This window comes from Vreelandella sp. 162(4c), assembly GCF_058152265.1.
The window spans coordinates 2,352,971-2,369,066 of sequence record NZ_CM176981.1 but is presented as its reverse complement, the minus strand read 5'-3'; the positions used below and the strand labels follow the sequence as shown (position 1 = coordinate 2,369,066).

Sequence of the window (16,096 nt, the reverse complement as noted above, 5' to 3'; positions counted from 1 at the left end):
AGTTGCTACAACAGATTTATTTAGAGAGCGATTTAAATGCCTCTAAGGCGCGCTGACGTGCTGCCTTGTGATCGACAATAGGCGCTGGATAATCGACGTCGCTAAGCAGATCCTGAGGTGGCGCGTGGCGCGCTTTGGCGGGTAGTTTGGCAAGCTCAGGCAGCCAGTGGGCAATAAACTCACCGTCCGCATCAAAACGGGTGGATTGGGTGGTGGGATTGAAAATACGGAAGTAGGGCGCAGCATCAGTACCCGTAGAGGCCGCCCATTGCCAGCCGCCGTTATTGGCGCAGAATTCACCATCCACCAAATGCTTCATAAAGAAAGCCTCGCCGCGCCGCCAATCAATCAGGAGGTGCTTGCTTAAAAACATCGCCGTGATCATGCGCAGTCGGTTATGCATCCAGCCGGTGTTCACTAATTGGCGCATGGCGGCATCAACAATGGGATATCCCGTACGCCCCTCGCACCAAGCCTGAAAGCCTTCGTCATCGTCACGCCAAGCTAGTTGCTTGGTATGCTCCTGAAAGGGCTGGTAACGGCATACCTGCGGAAACCCCACCGCTACGTGCTGATAAAATTCCCGCCAGACCAACTCGTTGACCCAGGTCGTAAGGCCAATATCGCCATCGGCTAAATCCCCGCCGTTCTCTGCCATCACTGCTTGTAGACACTGGCGATGGGAGATCATGCCGAGTGCCAGGTAGGGCGATAGTTCGCTGGTGCCGCGCACCTTGGGTAGGTCGCGCTGGGCGTTGTAGTGGCGGCCCCGAAAACGCAGAAAGCGGGCTAGGTTATCCGCCGCGGCATTTTCACCGGCAGGCCACAGCCGCCCATCGATAGGGGAGCTATCAAGTTCGGGCAGTTCAGGCAGCGGGTCGCTTTGAATATCCAGCGCCGCTTGTACCTGTGGCGTCGCGCGCAGCGCCAACTGATCAGCGCTGACCTGCTTGTGCCACGCCTTGGAGAACGGTGTAAATACCCCGTAGTAGTCGCCCTTCCCGGTTAGCAGGCTGCCGGGGGCAAACGCTATGGCATCGTGGTAGCCATGTGCGGTAATCCCGGCCTGCTTAAAGGCGTCCTGCACAGCCTGGTCGCGGTGGCGCTCATTGAGCGCGTACTCGTGATTGAAGTGCAACTGCTCAACATCATATTCGCGAGCGATCTCAAGCAGCACCTCGGGTGCCTGGTCATAACGTTCAATATCGCGATGCAGCAGCGGAATATTCAAACCGTTAAGCGCCGTTTTGACGCTAGCGACGCCGCGCGCCCAAAAATCCAGCTTATTAGCGCCGTGGCCATGCGCTTGCCACTGAGGAATGCTGCGCAAAAACACCGCTATCACAGGGCCCTTAACCGCGGCGGCGGCGAGGGCACTGTTGTCGTCAATACGCAGGTCGCTGCGCAGCCATATCAACTGATGCTTTATAGGCTTTCCGGTCATAGGAGCCTCCTGCGACACAAAAAAATGGCCGGTCGCCACGAAGGCGAACGGCCAGAATGAAGGCGCGCTGGTTAGAGTACGCCAGACTCGCGTAACAGTGGGCGCAACCGGGCAATCGCCTGAGGCAGGTCATCGCCCAGCATGTGTACTGGCCCATCGCGCAAATCGTTTTCGCGCAGACGAGCCACTTCGCCGCATACGCCGATGGGTACGTTAAGCGTCTCAGCCGCTTTAGGCAGCGCCTGGTTGATATAGCTATCGCTCTCCCGCTGACCGCTAGAGAGCAGCACCATGGACGAGTGCAGCCGCGCCACTGCCTGGGGAAGATCCTCAAGCGGCAGCGAGTGGTCAAGCATCTGCACCCGGTAGCCCTGCTCGCTGGCCATTAGCGCCGACATCAGTACCCACAGCGGGCCGGGGTCGTCGGGCATGGCGTTGAGTAGAATCAGCGGGCCACGGGTAGCCTGATTGGCATAGTGCAAGCGGATGCCCACCTGGCTGCGCAGAAAGGCTTCCAACGTGCGGCGAACAAGCTGGTCTGCCTGAATGGCCCACTTGGCTTCTAAGGTCAAAATAACTGGCTGCCAGAGTTCATTAATGGCCACGCTCAGTGGGTAGAGCGCCAAACTCTGATGATAAAACGCCTCCAGCTTGGCGAGATCCAACGCTTCGATAATAGCTTGCAACTGCTGGCGCTGGCTCGCCCAGTCTCCGGCATCAGGTGACGGGGCTTCAATTGTTTCTGGCTGGTCAAGCAAGTCGGCGACTTGACTGACCGGCACACCACGATTGAGCCACTGCAGGATGCGTTCGATGCGGGTGATGTCGTCCTGAGCGTAAAGACGATGACCTTTCGGAGTGCGCTGGGGGCGAATTAGCCCGTAACGTCGTTCCCAGGCGCGAAGCGTGACCGAATTCACCCCAGTTAAGCGAGAAACCTCGCGTATCGGATAGAGTGGCGTATCGGGGGGGTGGGTCGCCTTAAGACTCATGGGCGCCAGTACCTCTTCGTTGACTGCAGCGCGGCGCTGCAGGGGCTTGTTATTGTTCGCCGCGGCGAAGGTGATTCATGTTCCATTTAAAGGTTGCCTGATTTAAAAACTAAACATTAGCACGATACTGTATGCCCATTTGTACAACTTGTCGCTACCCGGTACAACCTTTATAAGAATCCTTCTTAATCATTTAAGCTCGCTCTTTATTGAACCGACCGGCCTATTAGCGCCTTTCCTAAACGGTGGCCGGATAGCCAAGCATCCTCAACGCGGCCGTCGCGGAAGCTGTCGCCGCACAGAGCCAGGCCACTTGCATTGTATAAGAAATCATGTGCGCAAGTAGTTGATGGCTGCGCATAGCGCCAGCGATAAGCAGCGCTTTTGATCATCATTGTGCGCCTGACGGCCGCGTGAACTAGCCTGATAGGTAAGTGTCGGCCAGGCGGCTATGCAGGATTTCAACGATGCCACCAACAGGAGCAAAACCCCATGCGTGTATTAATCACCGGAGGCAGTGGCTTTGTCGGCCAGCGACTATGCCGGCAGTTAGTTGAACAGGGTCACGAGGTGCAGGTGGTCTCCCGCTCGCCTCACCAAGTGCGGGATCGTTTGCCGAACAATTGTGACATTCGCGATAGCGCCCAGGCGTTTATTGAATCGCCGCCGGACGCCTTGGTTAACCTGGCCGGTGAGCCGATTGCCGCCAAGCGCTGGAGCGATGAGCAGAAAGCCAAGCTGATTAACTCCCGGGTGGCGGCGACCGAGCAGTTGGTGGCGCTTTGCGAGCAGCTCAAAGCTAACGGCCAGCCGCTGCCCAAGGTGATGGTGTCGGGTTCAGCGATGGGCTACTACGGCGATCAGGGCAAGCGCGTGGTGACTGAGAAGACCATGCCTAACGATGAGTTTGCCCATCGGCTGTGCAAACAGTGGGAGGCAGCCGCTAAGCCTATTGAGGCCATGGGCGTGCGGCTGGCAATTGTGCGCATTGGCCTAGTGCTAGAGGCGGGTGGAGGCAGCCTGGAGAAGATGCTGCCGCCGTTTAAGTGGGGGGTGGGTGGCCGTTTTGGCAGCGGCGAGCAGTTTATGCCGTGGATCCACCGCGACGATTTAGTCGCGGCGATCCTGTTTCTCATCAATCAAGAGGGCTTGAGCGGTGCCTTCAATGGCTGTGCCCCGCATCCAGTGACTAATGCCACCTTCACTAAAACCCTGGCCAGTCACCTCAATCGCCCGGCCATTTTCCCAGTACCCGCTTTTGTATTAAAAGCGGGCTTTGGAGAAATGTCGCGGTTACTGCTGACCGGAGCAGATATGCGCCCCGTGCGCCTGGAAGAGGCAGGGTTTAGCTTCCAATACCCCACCCTGGACAAGGCGCTTGAGGCGATCCTTTAGCGGTCGGCATCAACGGTGATAATCACCCGTACTGAGTCCAGCCGCAGGCGGGTGTTTTCAATGGCTTCGCTAAGTGCCTTGCGCTCATCTTTTAGCGCGTCGATTTCCGCACTGCGCACCGCCGGGTTGTGCTCAGCCAGGGCGGTTAAGCGGGCAATCTCGGCGTCCAACTGAGTGCGCATACGCGCTTCGGCGTTCTCGACGATGCTGGGCAACTGGCGCTCGGCTTCGCCTTCACCCTGCGTTAGCAGTTCACGCAGCTGGTCGTGACGGCTCTTGATCAAATCCCGCGCCAGCGACTTGTTGACCTTCTGCAGGTTTTTGCCCAAGCCGGTGAAGGAGATCTTGCTGGTCAGGTTGGCGCCCGATTCATCCAGCAGCAAACGCACCGCGGTGGGTGGCAGGAAGCGGTTAAGGTGCAGCTTCTTGGGTGCCGGGCAGTGAGTGCGAAACACCAGCTCGGCCATCAAGCGGCCGCTGGGAATGGCGTCGTGGCGCAGCAGAGCCAGCGCCGAGTTGCCCATGGTGCCATCCAGCACCCGACCCATCATTTCACGCAGCAGTGGGTGTTCCCAGGAGAGCCGCTGCACATCGTCACGGGCCAGCGCCTGGGAGCGGCTGTAGGTGGCGGTAAAGCCCTCTTCACCTTTAACCAGACCCGGTAGGCCATCCAGCATATGTTGGCTGGGCTGCAGGTGCATTAAACCCTTGCCGATGTCCTGGCTATCCACGCCAAAAATATCCAGCGCTCGCTCAAGATAGCGCGGCAGGGCGGCGTCATCATCAAGCTCGCGCACTGCGTCGATGACCTGCTGAGCGCGGGCGGGGCGGCAGGCGTTGAGCTCCAGCAGTCGGTTGCGGCCCGCATCGTGCTCCGCCAGCTTGGCGCTAAACATCGTGCGGGTTTCGGCGATGATCTCGTCAAGTGCCTCATCATCCAGCAAGGCATCAGCCAGGGCGTCACCAAAGGCATCAAACAGCTCGTTGCCGACCCCATGGGGGGCACTGAACGCATCCATACCTTCGTGGTACCAGCGCAGCAGGCGCTCGCCGGGGCTGCCTTCGAAGGTGGGAATATGCAGTTCAATGGCGTGGCGCTGACCGATGCGATCCAGGCGGCCGATGCGTTGTTCGAGCTGATCCGGATGCTGAGGCATATCGAACATCACCAGGTGACGGCAGAACTGGAAGTTGCGCCCCTCTGAGCCAATTTCCGAGCAGACCAGCACCTGTACGCCCTCATCCTCATCGGCAAACGCCGCCGCCGCGCGGTCACGCTCAATCAGAGAGAGGTCTTCGTGGAACACCGGCGCGTGGTAGCCACCCAGTACCCGTAGCCCTTCAGCAAGGCCTTCGGCGGTTTCCCGGTGGTGGGCAATGACCAGAACTTTTTCGTTAGCGAAGCCGTTCTCACTGTCGTCGCTGAGCTTTTCCAGCAGCCAGTTAACCCGCGGGTCGATGTGCCACCAGTCTTCGCCGTTGAGCGGGTCATTGCTGAGCTCGCGGTAGGCCGCGTCGGGGTAGATCAGCACGTCGGGGTGATCCATGCCGGTCTCGATCAGCAGCTCGTCAAGGTAATCATCATCGCGCTCTAAGCGGCGCACGACGCGACGGTAGGCCGAAGGCAGCGCTAAGGGCACTAGGTTGAGGCGTCGCTCCGGGAAGCCCCCTACGTGACGGCGGCTGTTGCGGAACATCACTCGACCGGTACCGTGGCGATCCAGCAGCGCTTCGCTGAGCTGGGCGCGAGCGGTGTCCTGCTGCGCTTTGCTTGCCTCTGGGTTGCACAGGATGGCCAGCAGCGCTTGGCTGTCGCGGTCATCGGCTACCGCGGAGACGTCGCTACGGGCGCTAGGGTCGTCAGGCAGTGCCTCCAAGGCGTCGATGGCGCGGGCCACTTCGGTGTAGTGGCTCTCTTCGGCTTTGAAGCGCTCAAGATCGTGGTAGCGCTCGCTATCCAGCAACCGCAGGCGGGCAAAGTGGCTCTTGATACCCATCTGTTCGGGGGTCGCGGTGAGCAGCAGCAGGCCGGGAATCACCGCCGAAAGCTGTTCAACGCACCGATAGCCGGGGCCGCTGCCTTCTTCACTCCAGTCGAGGTGGTGCGCTTCGTCAACAATCAGCAGGTCGAACTGGCTGGCCAGTGCCTGCTCTTGACGCTGAGGGTTGGCAAATAGCCAGCCCTGGCTCGCTAGCACCAGCTGGGCGCTCTCAAAGGGGTTGGCGCTGCCGTGGGCCTGGCTCTGGGTTTCATCCAGTAGCGAGACGTTGAGCGAAAAGCGCCGCAGCAGCTCGACCAGCCACTGGTGAGTGAGGCTGTCGGGCACAAGAATCAGCGCCCGCTCAACACGGCCATTGAGCAGCAGGCGGTGCAGAATCAGGCCAGCTTCAATGGTTTTACCCAGGCCCACTTCATCCGCCAGCAGTACCCGGGGTGCATGGCGGTTGGCCACTTCATTGGCAATGTAGAGCTGATGGGGTATCAGATCGATGCGCGGCCCGGAAAAGCCTAGCGCGCTGTGCTGCTCGATACGTTGATAGTGGTGCAGGGTACGAAAGCGCAAATCAAACCAGTCGTTGCGATCGACCTGGCCGGTCAGCAGGCGGTCGCGAGCCTGGTCGAACTGCATGGTATCGGCGAGTTTGGCCTCGGGCAGCTCGCGCAGATTGCCTTCCTTGTCTTCACCGATATAGGTGATCAGGCCGTTGGACTCTTTGCTGTCATCGACAACGATCTGCCAGCCGTCAGCAGAGAGTACGCGGTCGCCACTGCCGAACATAACGCGGGTCAGCGGGGCTTGGCGGGTGTTGTAGGTACGGGTTTCCTGACTGGCACTGAACAAAATGGTAACGCTACGGGCGTCGCAGTTAAGCACGGTACCGAGCCCAAGCTCGGCTTCGCCGTCGCTAATCCAGCGTTGGCCGGGAGAAAAATCGCTCATGATGCCTCGGGAGAGTCTGCAAAACGGGTCGACTGCCGCCGGTAGTGAGCGCCGGCAGCAACAGGGCGGGGGATTCTAACGCAAAGCAGCGGGGGGATTAAGGTGTATCGGCATCAATCTTGTAACCAGCTATCCAGCTGGGCGCGAGTAAGCTCGCCAACGTGGATATCCAGGGTGTTCCCCTGGCCGTCGAACAGCACTGTGGTGGGCAATCCCGGTGCTTGAAAAAGCGCCATCAGCTGCTGGCTGGGGTCACGCAGGGCGTAGCGAAATTCAAGCTGCTGCTCATCCAGGTAGCGCACCATGGGCAGTAGGTCTTCGCCTTGGTTAGCAACCACCACGCTGACACCATCGCGTTTTGCGGCCTCCTCGAGCAGCGGCATTTCACGCAGGCAGGGAGGGCACCAGGTCGCCCACAGGTTGACGATAATCAGGTCAGCGTTGTCGGTCAGTGAGGGCAGATGCACGTCATTGCCTTCCACATCCTCAAGGGTGATCTTCGGTAGGGCGTCAACCGCAAAGTCATTGCCCAGGGGCGCCAGGGTGACCAGCACCAGCCATAGGCTGGAGGCGGCGACCAGCATGGCCATTGCACCGCCCATAGCCAATAACCGCGCCCGCAGCGTCCAGGCCGTCCATACCAAGCCAGCCGTCATCCCCCATAGGCCATGGTAGCCGGGTTGCCACACTTTGAGCGCTTCAAGCGGGGCGGCGCTATAGCTATCCAGGTTGAGCAGGATATGGCCCACCCGAGCGCCCACTAACCAAACAATAATAAGCCCGGTAAACCAGCGCTGCTGAGCCGGGCGAGGCAGCCCTAGCAAGAAGCGCGCGCAGAGCAGTAGCAGCAGCGCGCAGCCAACGGCGTACAGGCGTGGTAGCGAAATCAGTAGCGGGCCGAGAGCAATGGCGTTCATGGATTTCCCGTTCAGGTTTTCAACGTAGGTTTTTAATTTGGGTTCCCAGTTAAGCATGCTGCGAAGCAGGTACACTAGGAGACCATATCATTTGAGCTGAAAATTACGGAGACGTTATGCCCCCACCCGCTTTCGATAAGCTGCGCGCACTAGCGATCGGATCCCAGGCGATTGGCTTGATCCTGATAATGACTCTGGAAACGGTGATGGGCAATGCGGCTCGCCCCTGGCAGGGTGTGGTGTTGGCCGCCATGCTGATCACTGCGTTAACGATTGCGCTGGTGCGGCTTTACCGACGCAAACGCCTTCAAAAGCAGCTCGCTGAACGCAGGCGATATCTTGAGGAAGGCGAGGAGCGTTAGAAAGCGTTGCTTGTGTTTTTGCCGTTCCAGTTCCAGATTAATAGCAGCCTTAACGATTGTCCGCTGAGGCACACTAAAAAATTGCACAACTTTTTACGACACTGGGAGCGACAAATAATATGATCAATAAGCGCGCATTAGCCACCGCTGTGGCGGCCTCAACCCTGGCAATGACCGGGTTCGCACAGGCAGAGGTCAAAGTTGGCTTCTTGGGCGGCTTTACCGGGGGAATCGAAAGTTTAACGCCACCCATTTTTGAAGGTGCTCAGCTAGCTGTAGAGCAGATCAATGAGCAGGGCGGCATTCTAGATGGCCAAACGTTGGTGATGCCGTCTGGTGATACCACCTGTTCCGATGCATCGGCTGCCTCTAACGCCGCCGACCGCATGGTGAACTCTGAAAATGTCACCGCGATTGTCGGTGCGCTGTGTACTGGTGCGACCATTGCTGCGGCTAATAACGCCGCCATTCCCGGTGGTGTGTTGATGGTGTCGCCCGCTTCTACTGCCCCTGCGGTATCTGAGCTGGACGATAATGATCTCGTCTTCCGTACCGTGCCGTCGGATGCTTTCCAGGGCGAGATTCTTGCCAAGCTGTTGCTTGAAAAAGGTATCGACGCAGTGGCGGTCACTTATGTCAACAATGATTATGGTCAGGGGCTTTCTGACGCCTTTAGCGCTGCTTTTGAAGCCGGCGGAGGTGAGATTACTGAGAACCTTGCCCACGAAGATAACCGCGCGGATTATCGCTCTGAGCTAGGCTCACTGTCAGTCAGTGGCGTGGATACTCTCGTCGTGCTGGCCTACGCCGACACCTCGGGTCAGACCGTGCTGCGCCAAGCCTATGAAAGCGGTATGTTTACCCAGTACGTAGGTGCTGACGGCATGGTCGGCGATAGCCTTATTGAAGCCATCGGTGCAGACGTGCTGGATGGCATGATCGCCACGCGCCCCGGCAGCCCTGACCTGCCCGGTACCGATATCTTTATCGAAGCCGCCGAAGCTGCTGACTTCGATCCAAGCGCAGTATTTGCCGCCCAGGCCTACGATGCCGCTTTCCTGATCGCGTTGGCGATTGAGCAGAACGGCAGCGCGGAGCGTGAAGGCCTTTCCGAAGCGCTGCGTAGTGTTTCCAGCGCCCCCGGCGAGGTCATTCTGCCCGGCGAGTGGGAAAAAGCGGTTGAGTTGATTACCGCAGGTACCGATATCAACTACGAAGGCGCCTCTGGCTCGCATGAGTTCGATGACAACGGCGACGTGCCTGGCGTGGTGGTCGAGATGGCTGTGGAAGACGGCACCTTTACCAGCAAAGGTCAGGTTGATCTTTAATTCTCAGCATTAGTGTTAAAAATGCCGGGCTTATTAAGTCGGGCATTTTTTATTTGGCATGGCCCACCTTGTTGTCCTTAATCTTCCCTGCAATTCCACGTGTGATAGGATCAGAATTAAATTCTGAATGTGTGGGGGGATGATTAAACCCATGAGTTATAAACCCCCGTTTACCATCACCGCCGATATTCTCAATCTGGTCGCAGAGATCAGCGAGCAAGTGGGCAGACTGAACGCTAATGCACTGGATGCTTCGCCTCAGTTGCGCAAGCAAAACCGCATTAAAACCATTACCGGAACGTTGGCGATTGAAGGCAATACCCTGACTGAAGAGCAGGTCACCGCGATTGTAGACGGCCAGCGCGTGATGGGGAGTGTGCGCGAGTTGGCTGAGGTCAAAGGGGCGATTCAGGCTTACGATGCCTTACCCAAGCTGCAACCTGATAGCATCAATGACTTACTCACCGCCCATGGCTTGATGATGTCGGATATTCTGGTAAATGCTGGCGAGTTTCGGCATAAAGGGGTGGGCATCCACAAAGGGAATGTAGTACATCATGTTGCGCCACCTGCTCATCAGGTATCGGGGCTAATGGCGGATTTAACCCATTGGCTAAAACAGGCTAAAGACCATCCTTTAATTACCAGCAGTGTATTTCATTACGAGTTTGAATTTATCCATCCTTTTAACGATGGCAATGGTCGCATGGGACGCTTGTGGCAAACGCTGATTTTGTCGCAATGGCATCCGCTGTTTTTATCGTTGCCGCTGGAAAGCGTTATCAAAGACAACCAGCAGCGCTATTACCAAGCGCTCGAACAAGCGGATCAGCAAGCCGAGAGCACGCCCTTTATTCATTTTATGTTATCGGTCATCGCTCAGACACTAGTACAAAACGCCCCTGTAAACGCCCCTGTAAATGTCCCTGTAAACGCCCCTGTAAATGTCTCTGGGCTAAAAACACCTGAAGCGATCATGGCGTTAATTCAGCACAACCCGGCGATTACTCGCCAGCAAATAGCCGACACCACAGGGAAAGACATACGTACTATTGGCCGTGCGATGGCCAAGTTACAGCAAGCGGGCAGGTTGAAAAGAGTAGGGTCAGATAAGTCGGGCCATTGGGAGATTATCAGTGAGTGAGCCCCACCCCACGCTTTTCGTTATACGAGTATTGATTGTTACCAAAACTTGTCGTACTGAAGGCGCTTGGTGACCTGTTGCTGCCCGAAAGCGCGCCAGATCTGGCGCGCCGGGCTTAGCTCATCGGTCATATCAATTGTCCCATCAACTGTGACTTTTGATTTTCTCGGGTAGTAGCCCTTTGGGCGCGAAGCGCAGCACCATGGTGATCAATAAGCCAATCACCAGCACCCGTGCCTGCAGGGCGCGGCTATCCATATTGCCTGGTGCATCCCAGCCGAAAGCGCCTTCGCCAAAGGCCACGGCTAGCTGCATTAAGAACAGCGCCAGGGGCTCGGACATAATCCAGATAATGTACACTGCCACAGCGCCAAAAATAGTGCCCAGGTTATTGCCCGGCCCGCCAAGTATCACCATCACCAACACCAGGAAGGTATGGTTAAGCGGCAGGTAGCCTTGAGGGTCGAAGAGGCTGTTGAAGGTGCCCAGTATGCCGCCGCCCAAGCCCATCAGAATGCAGCCTAGCACGAAGATTTCCAGACGCCGTTTGTTGATGTCCTTACCCATCGCCGCAGCGGAGACTTCATTATCGCGAATCGCCCGGATCATACGACCCCAGGGGGCGTTGTAGGCGCGATTGAGCAGAAAGAAGATCACCGCAATGATCACCGCGGTAAACGAAAGATAAATCGCTCGCGATAGGGTAAACCCCAGCTCGGCAGGGCCCGGCGTTGGCCAGGGGAGCGGTGACACCGTGGCGGTGCCTCGGGTCAGCCAATCAGAGTTTTTCAAAAACGCTTTAATGATTTCGGCAATGCCCAGGGTGGCAATGGCTAGGTAGTCGCTGCGTAAGCCCAAACAGATATGGCCAATAAAGTAGCCGACGCCACCCGCCAGCGCGCCACCGACAATCCAGCCGATCCAGGGCGGTAAGCCCAGCCCACCGACGAAGCCTGCCTGGCTTTCAATCGCATCAGTGACTTCACGCAGCTGGCTAATCACCACGAGGTAAAGCACGACACCCAGCACCACCGCGATAAATGTACGCAGGGGCTTGGGTACGCCCAGTCGATCCAGCTTGCTGGCGCCAACAATCAATACAATAGCGGCTGCGCCATAAAGCAGCACGCGGCCAAATTCGCCGGGTAGCGCCGTGCCCCAGAAGGCATCGTTGACCGGTACACTGAAAAACATCGCACAGAAGCCACCCAGGGCGACAAAGCCCATTACCCCGGCGTTGAACTGACCGGCATAGCCCCACTGGATGGTTAATCCTAGCGCGAGGATGGCGTAGCAGGCAGCTTCTACCAGCATGCGCGTGCTGTAGGCGGCGCCCATGATGGCGTAGACCGCCAAAACCGCTACGAGCAGCACACCAAACAGAATCAGCTCGCGCAGCGGGAAGCGACGGGCAGACGTGGCGTCTTGGGGAGTGTAGGCAGGGTTGCGCGTTTTTTCTGAGTTGCTCATTAGATCACCTTGCCCTTAAAGAGTCCGGTGGGACGCCACACCAAAATGGCTACCAGAATGAAAAACGGCACCACAATTTTGTACTCGGTACCCACAAAGGCCAGATTCGACGGTAGCTCGAGCCAGGCGGGCAGGCTGTCGCGGAAGGGACGTAGTAGCACGTTCCAGTTGAACACGGCCAGTGTCTCGGCAAAGCCGACCACAAAGCCACCGACAATCGCCCCATAAGGGTGGCCCACACCGCCCACGATGGCAGCAGCAAAAATAGGCAGTAGCAGGAAGAAGCTTAAGTCGGGCTTGAAAGTGACATCCAGGGAGAGCAGTGTTCCTGCAATGGCGGCCAGGGCACCCGCAATGATCCAGGTTACCGCCACAATGGTATTGGTATTGATCCCCGATGCTTGGGCGAGTTCAGGATTATCCGACATGGCGCGCATTGCCTTGCCCAGCCGCGAACGGTTAAGAAAAAGGTGCAGCGCCACAACGGCGACGAGGGTAATCACAAACAGGTAGATTTGCGGTTCGGTTACCACAATCGGCGCCCGGGCGCCCTCAAAGGGTAGCGCCAGGCGAAAGATCTCCTTGCGATCATCTACATAGAGGCTCTGCCCGCCGGTACCGGAAAACAGGCGAATCAAACCCTGCAAAATTAACGTGACACCCAGTGAGCCAATCACTAACACGATTGGCTTTACCCCATGGGCGCGTAGCGGCTTATAGAAGGTTTTGTCGATCCCCACGGCCAAAGCGGCGGTGAGCAGCATCGCCAGAGGCAGCATTAGCACGGCGGTGGGTACACCTAGGCTGGCGCCAGCCGCCGGAAATAGCGTGGTGAGTAACAGCACCATAAAGGCGCCGAAGGTCATCATGTCGGCGTGGGCGAAGTGGGCAAAGCGCATAATGCTGAAAATCAGCGTTACCCCAACTGCCCCGATGGCATAAATGGAGCCGCTGACGCTGCCCGAAATCACCACATTATTAATGAAAAAAACCAGTTCGTTCACGTGTATCTCCCTGGGGCTAGCCGCCCAAAAAGCTTTTGGCGACATCAGGATCGGCGAGAAGGGCCGCTCCGGTGTCGGTAAAGCGGTTTTGACCAGCGGCCAGCACAAAGCCTTTATCGGCTATCGCGAGTGCCTGTTTGGCATTCTGTTCCACCATCAAAATACCCACGCCAGCGGCGTTGATCTGTTTGACGCGGTCAAAGATTTCATTCATATACAGTGGCGACAGCCCCGCGGTGGGTTCGTCCAGCAACAGTAGGCTCGGCTCGGCCATCAGGGCGCGGCCCATGGCGACCATTTGGCGCTGTCCACCGGAAAGCTCACCGGCAGGCTGGCGGCGCTTTTCGTATAGCGGTGGGAAAAACTCGTAGATCTGAGCGAGCATGCGCTTGACGTTTTGCGGCTTTAAAAAGGCACCCATCTCCAGGTTTTCCTGCACCGAAAGGCTGGGAAAAACGTTCTTCTCCTGGGGTACAAAGCCCATGCCGCGCTGCACTAACTGGTTAGGCGGCAGGTTTTGGATTGGCTGGCCGTTAAGCAGTATTTCGCCCTGATTAACATGCAGCAGGCCAAAGACCGCTTTCAGCATGGTGGATTTACCCGCCCCGTTAGGGCCGACAATAACACCGACCTCATCGGCTGCCAGCGTCATGTTCACCCCGTTAAGGATGTTCATGCCGCCATAGCCGCCGTGCACATCCCGTGCGTCGATTAATGGCCTGGTTGTTGATGACATATGAAAGTATTCCAGCAAGGTCGCTTGGCAGCGACATCATTATATTAATTGGCTAACGGGAGAAAACGTCACACTTAAGCGGCATCGGTACCGAAGTAGGCCTCGATGACCTCAGGATTATTCTGGATGTCGTGGATATGCCCCTCCACCATCACGCTGCCCTGAGCCAGCACGATAACCGGGTCGCAAAGGCGGGCAATCATCTCCATATCGTGCTCAATGACCAGGAAGGTGTAACCCATTTCGCGGTTGAGCCGCTCAATATTACCGATCAAATCGCCCAGTAGGGTGCGGTTCACCCCGGCGGCGATCTCATCAAGTAGCACGATCTTGGCGTTGGTCATCATGGTGCGGCCAAGCTCCAGCAGTTTCTTTTGCCCCCCGGACAAATTACCCGCCAGTTCGTTGCGTACATGGTGTAGGCCAACAAAGTCGATGACTTCCAGGGCACGACGGCGCACCTCAGCCTCTTCCCGCTGCACCTTGCCAGGCTTTAGCCAGGCACTGAAGAGGTCTTCACCGGCTTGCTTGGGCGGTACCATCATGAGGTTTTCCAGCGCGCTCATCTGGCTGAACTCGTGGGCGATCTGAAAGGTGCGCAATAAGCCGCGATGAAAGCGCTGGTCGGCGCTGAGCGAGGTAATGTCTTCTCCATCAAGCAGCACATGGCCGCTGTCAGGCGTCAGGGCGCCAGCAATGAGATTAAACAAGGTTGATTTCCCCGCGCCGTTGGGGCCAATCATCCCGGTAATGGAGCCCTTCTCCACTTGAATGGAGCAGTCATTAATCACCTGTAGGCCGCCGAACGCTTTGTTGACTCGCTGTACTTCAATAAGAGGGGTCATGGTGTCTCCACGCGATACAGGCGGCTAATTAAGCCGCCTGCACACTGTTATTAAGTTGTTTGTCGTGGTTTTTTCAGCCACCGCTGACTGGCTGCAAAGGCACCAATAATGAGCAGTGCGCCGAGGGTGGGGATAAGATAGCCATCCACCTGAGGAATGGTGCGTAAAAACACAAAGGCTACGGCGGCGGGGGCCACAAAGCGCACCAGAAACCGCCAGAATTTAAACCAAGTGACGCTGCTGCCCAGTTCCTTCATCACTTCGCTCTGGGTTAGCGCCCAACCGGCGAATAGGGCTATCAGCAGGCCGCCCACCGGCATAAATATATTGGTGAGTAGCTCGATAAACTCAAACGCACTGCGCCCAAACAGGCTATGGAAAATCGTCCCCTCGGCCCACATATTGAAGCTAACCACCGTCAACAGACCCATTGCCCAGGCGGCAATCACCATAATGGTAACGGCTTGTGGGCGGGTCATGTCGAAACGCTCCACCAGGAACGCCGCGACGGGCTCGATCAACGAAATAGAGGAGCTGATAGCGGCGCCTAGCACCAGAATAAAGAACACGCCGCCGACCAAAGCGCCAAACGGCATTTCGGCAAACGCCAGCGGAAGGGTAACAAACATCAGCCCAGGGCCTTGCCCGGTTTCCAGACCGGCGCCAAACACCAGAGCAAAAATGGCCAGGCCCGCCACCATCGCCACGGCGGTATCGACGATGGCAACAGCAAAGGCGGTGCGGGTTAGTGAGATCTCGCTGGGCATGTAAGCGCCGTAAGCCATAATTGCCCCCATCCCCAGGCTAAGGGTGAAGAATGACTGGCCCATGGCCTGCAGCCAGCCTTCAAGGCTGAGGTCGGCGATATTAAAGGTAAACAGGAAGCTGGCAGCGGCACCTATATCGCCATTCACTACGCCGTAGGCCAGCACCACCAACAGAATCACAAACAGCGCGGGCATCATAATGCGAAGGCCTGATTCGATGCCTTTATGAATCCCCATGCCGACAATCAGCGCGGACGCGGCAATGAAAAGAGTGTGATAGAGCGTCATTAGGCCAGGGGCGGCCAGTAGTGCGTCAAAGCCAGTGCTAATGGTCTGAGCGTCGGCACCGACCAGTGAGCCGGTTAGCATCAGCCAAGTGTAGTGAATCGCCCAGCCGGCAATCACCGAATAGAAGCTTAAAATCAAAAACGCCGAGGCAGCGCCCAGCCAACCGATCGTTTCCCAGGCCCGTGAGGTGCCATGGGTTTTGGTCAGGTGCCGCATACCCATAATCGGGCTCTGGCGGCTGGTGCGACCCAGCATGATCTCGGCAATCAGAATCGGTATGCCAACGGCGAAGATCGTCAATGCGTAGACCAGTATAAAAGCACCGCCACCGTTTTCACCGCTGAGGTAGGGGAAGCGCCACAGATTGCCCAAGCCGACGGCGGAGCCAACGGCGGCGAGAAGAAAAGTGCCTTTATGCGTCCAGACGTTATGACCGCTCATGGGTAAGAGTGTCCGTGGTTG

The 16,096-nt window shown here is 57.3% G+C and carries 13 protein-coding genes; 4 read left to right on the top strand and 9 right to left on the bottom strand.

Annotation, left to right across the window (positions count from 1 at the left end; all coding sequences use genetic code 11):
* Positions 1-16: 16 nt before the first annotated feature.
* A complete protein-coding gene (phrB, locus tag AC4EYZ_RS10880; RefSeq protein WP_474191292.1) occupies positions 17-1,444 on the bottom strand; it encodes a deoxyribodipyrimidine photo-lyase in 1,428 nt (475 codons plus the stop codon).
* A gap of 71 nt (positions 1,445-1,515) precedes the next feature.
* Positions 1,516-2,436, bottom strand: a complete 921-nt coding sequence (locus tag AC4EYZ_RS10875) for a MerR family transcriptional regulator (RefSeq protein ID WP_009288159.1) — start codon at positions 2,434-2,436, stop codon at positions 1,516-1,518.
* Positions 2,437-2,928: 492 nt separating this feature from the next.
* On the opposite strand from AC4EYZ_RS10875, the gene AC4EYZ_RS10870 reads away from it, so the two are divergent.
* The gene (locus tag AC4EYZ_RS10870) at positions 2,929-3,831 is read left to right on the top strand and encodes a TIGR01777 family oxidoreductase (RefSeq protein ID WP_457548008.1); all 903 of its coding nucleotides are present in this window, start codon (positions 2,929-2,931) and stop codon (positions 3,829-3,831) included.
* Here AC4EYZ_RS10870 and rapA read toward each other — a convergent pair.
* Positions 3,828-6,773: an RNA polymerase-associated protein RapA gene (rapA, locus tag AC4EYZ_RS10865; RefSeq protein WP_233974751.1), complete on the bottom strand. Its 2,946-nt coding sequence runs from the start codon at positions 6,771-6,773 to the stop codon at positions 3,828-3,830. The two genes, AC4EYZ_RS10870 and rapA, sit on opposite strands and share 4 nt — an antisense overlap.
* 113 nt (positions 6,774-6,886) lie before the next feature.
* Positions 6,887-7,690 (bottom strand): TlpA family protein disulfide reductase, encoded by an 804-nt coding sequence (locus tag AC4EYZ_RS10860; RefSeq protein WP_474191291.1) that lies wholly within the window; start codon positions 7,688-7,690, stop codon positions 6,887-6,889.
* A gap of 116 nt (positions 7,691-7,806) precedes the next feature.
* On the opposite strand from AC4EYZ_RS10860, the gene AC4EYZ_RS10855 reads away from it, so the two are divergent.
* The 3 genes from AC4EYZ_RS10855 to AC4EYZ_RS10845 all read left to right on the top strand — a co-directional run bounded on the left by AC4EYZ_RS10855 (position 7,807) and on the right by AC4EYZ_RS10845 (position 10,524).
* Positions 7,807-8,052: a hypothetical protein gene (locus AC4EYZ_RS10855; protein ID WP_474191290.1), complete on the top strand. Its 246-nt coding sequence runs from the start codon at positions 7,807-7,809 to the stop codon at positions 8,050-8,052.
* A 119-nt stretch (positions 8,053-8,171) separates the two neighbouring features.
* Positions 8,172-9,380, top strand: a complete 1,209-nt coding sequence (locus AC4EYZ_RS10850) for an ABC transporter substrate-binding protein (RefSeq protein WP_474191289.1) — start codon at positions 8,172-8,174, stop codon at positions 9,378-9,380.
* Positions 9,381-9,531: 151 nt separating this feature from the next.
* On the top strand, positions 9,532-10,524 hold the full coding sequence (locus AC4EYZ_RS10845) for a Fic family protein (RefSeq protein ID WP_474191288.1): 993 nt from the start codon (positions 9,532-9,534) through the stop codon (positions 10,522-10,524).
* 144 nt (positions 10,525-10,668) lie between these two features.
* Here AC4EYZ_RS10845 and AC4EYZ_RS10840 read toward each other — a convergent pair whose 3' ends face one another.
* The 5 genes from AC4EYZ_RS10840 to AC4EYZ_RS10820 form a co-directional block, all read right to left on the bottom strand.
* A complete protein-coding gene (locus AC4EYZ_RS10840) occupies positions 10,669-11,994 on the bottom strand; it encodes a branched-chain amino acid ABC transporter permease (protein WP_027958789.1) in 1,326 nt (441 codons plus the stop codon).
* A complete protein-coding gene (locus tag AC4EYZ_RS10835) occupies positions 11,994-12,998 on the bottom strand; it encodes a branched-chain amino acid ABC transporter permease (RefSeq protein ID WP_474191287.1) in 1,005 nt (334 codons plus the stop codon). The genes AC4EYZ_RS10840 and AC4EYZ_RS10835 overlap by 1 nt, the downstream gene beginning before the upstream one ends.
* Before the next feature lie 16 nt (positions 12,999-13,014).
* Positions 13,015-13,734, bottom strand: a complete 720-nt coding sequence (locus AC4EYZ_RS10830; RefSeq protein WP_474191286.1) for an ABC transporter ATP-binding protein — start codon at positions 13,732-13,734, stop codon at positions 13,015-13,017.
* Between the two features lie 74 nt (positions 13,735-13,808).
* Complete coding sequence (locus AC4EYZ_RS10825; protein ID WP_474191285.1) at positions 13,809-14,579, bottom strand: ABC transporter ATP-binding protein; 771 nt, start codon at positions 14,577-14,579, stop codon at positions 13,809-13,811.
* A 50-nt stretch (positions 14,580-14,629) separates the two neighbouring features.
* A complete protein-coding gene (locus AC4EYZ_RS10820; protein ID WP_474191284.1) occupies positions 14,630-16,075 on the bottom strand; it encodes a sodium-dependent transporter in 1,446 nt (481 codons plus the stop codon).
* Positions 16,076-16,096: the final 21 nt, after the last annotated feature.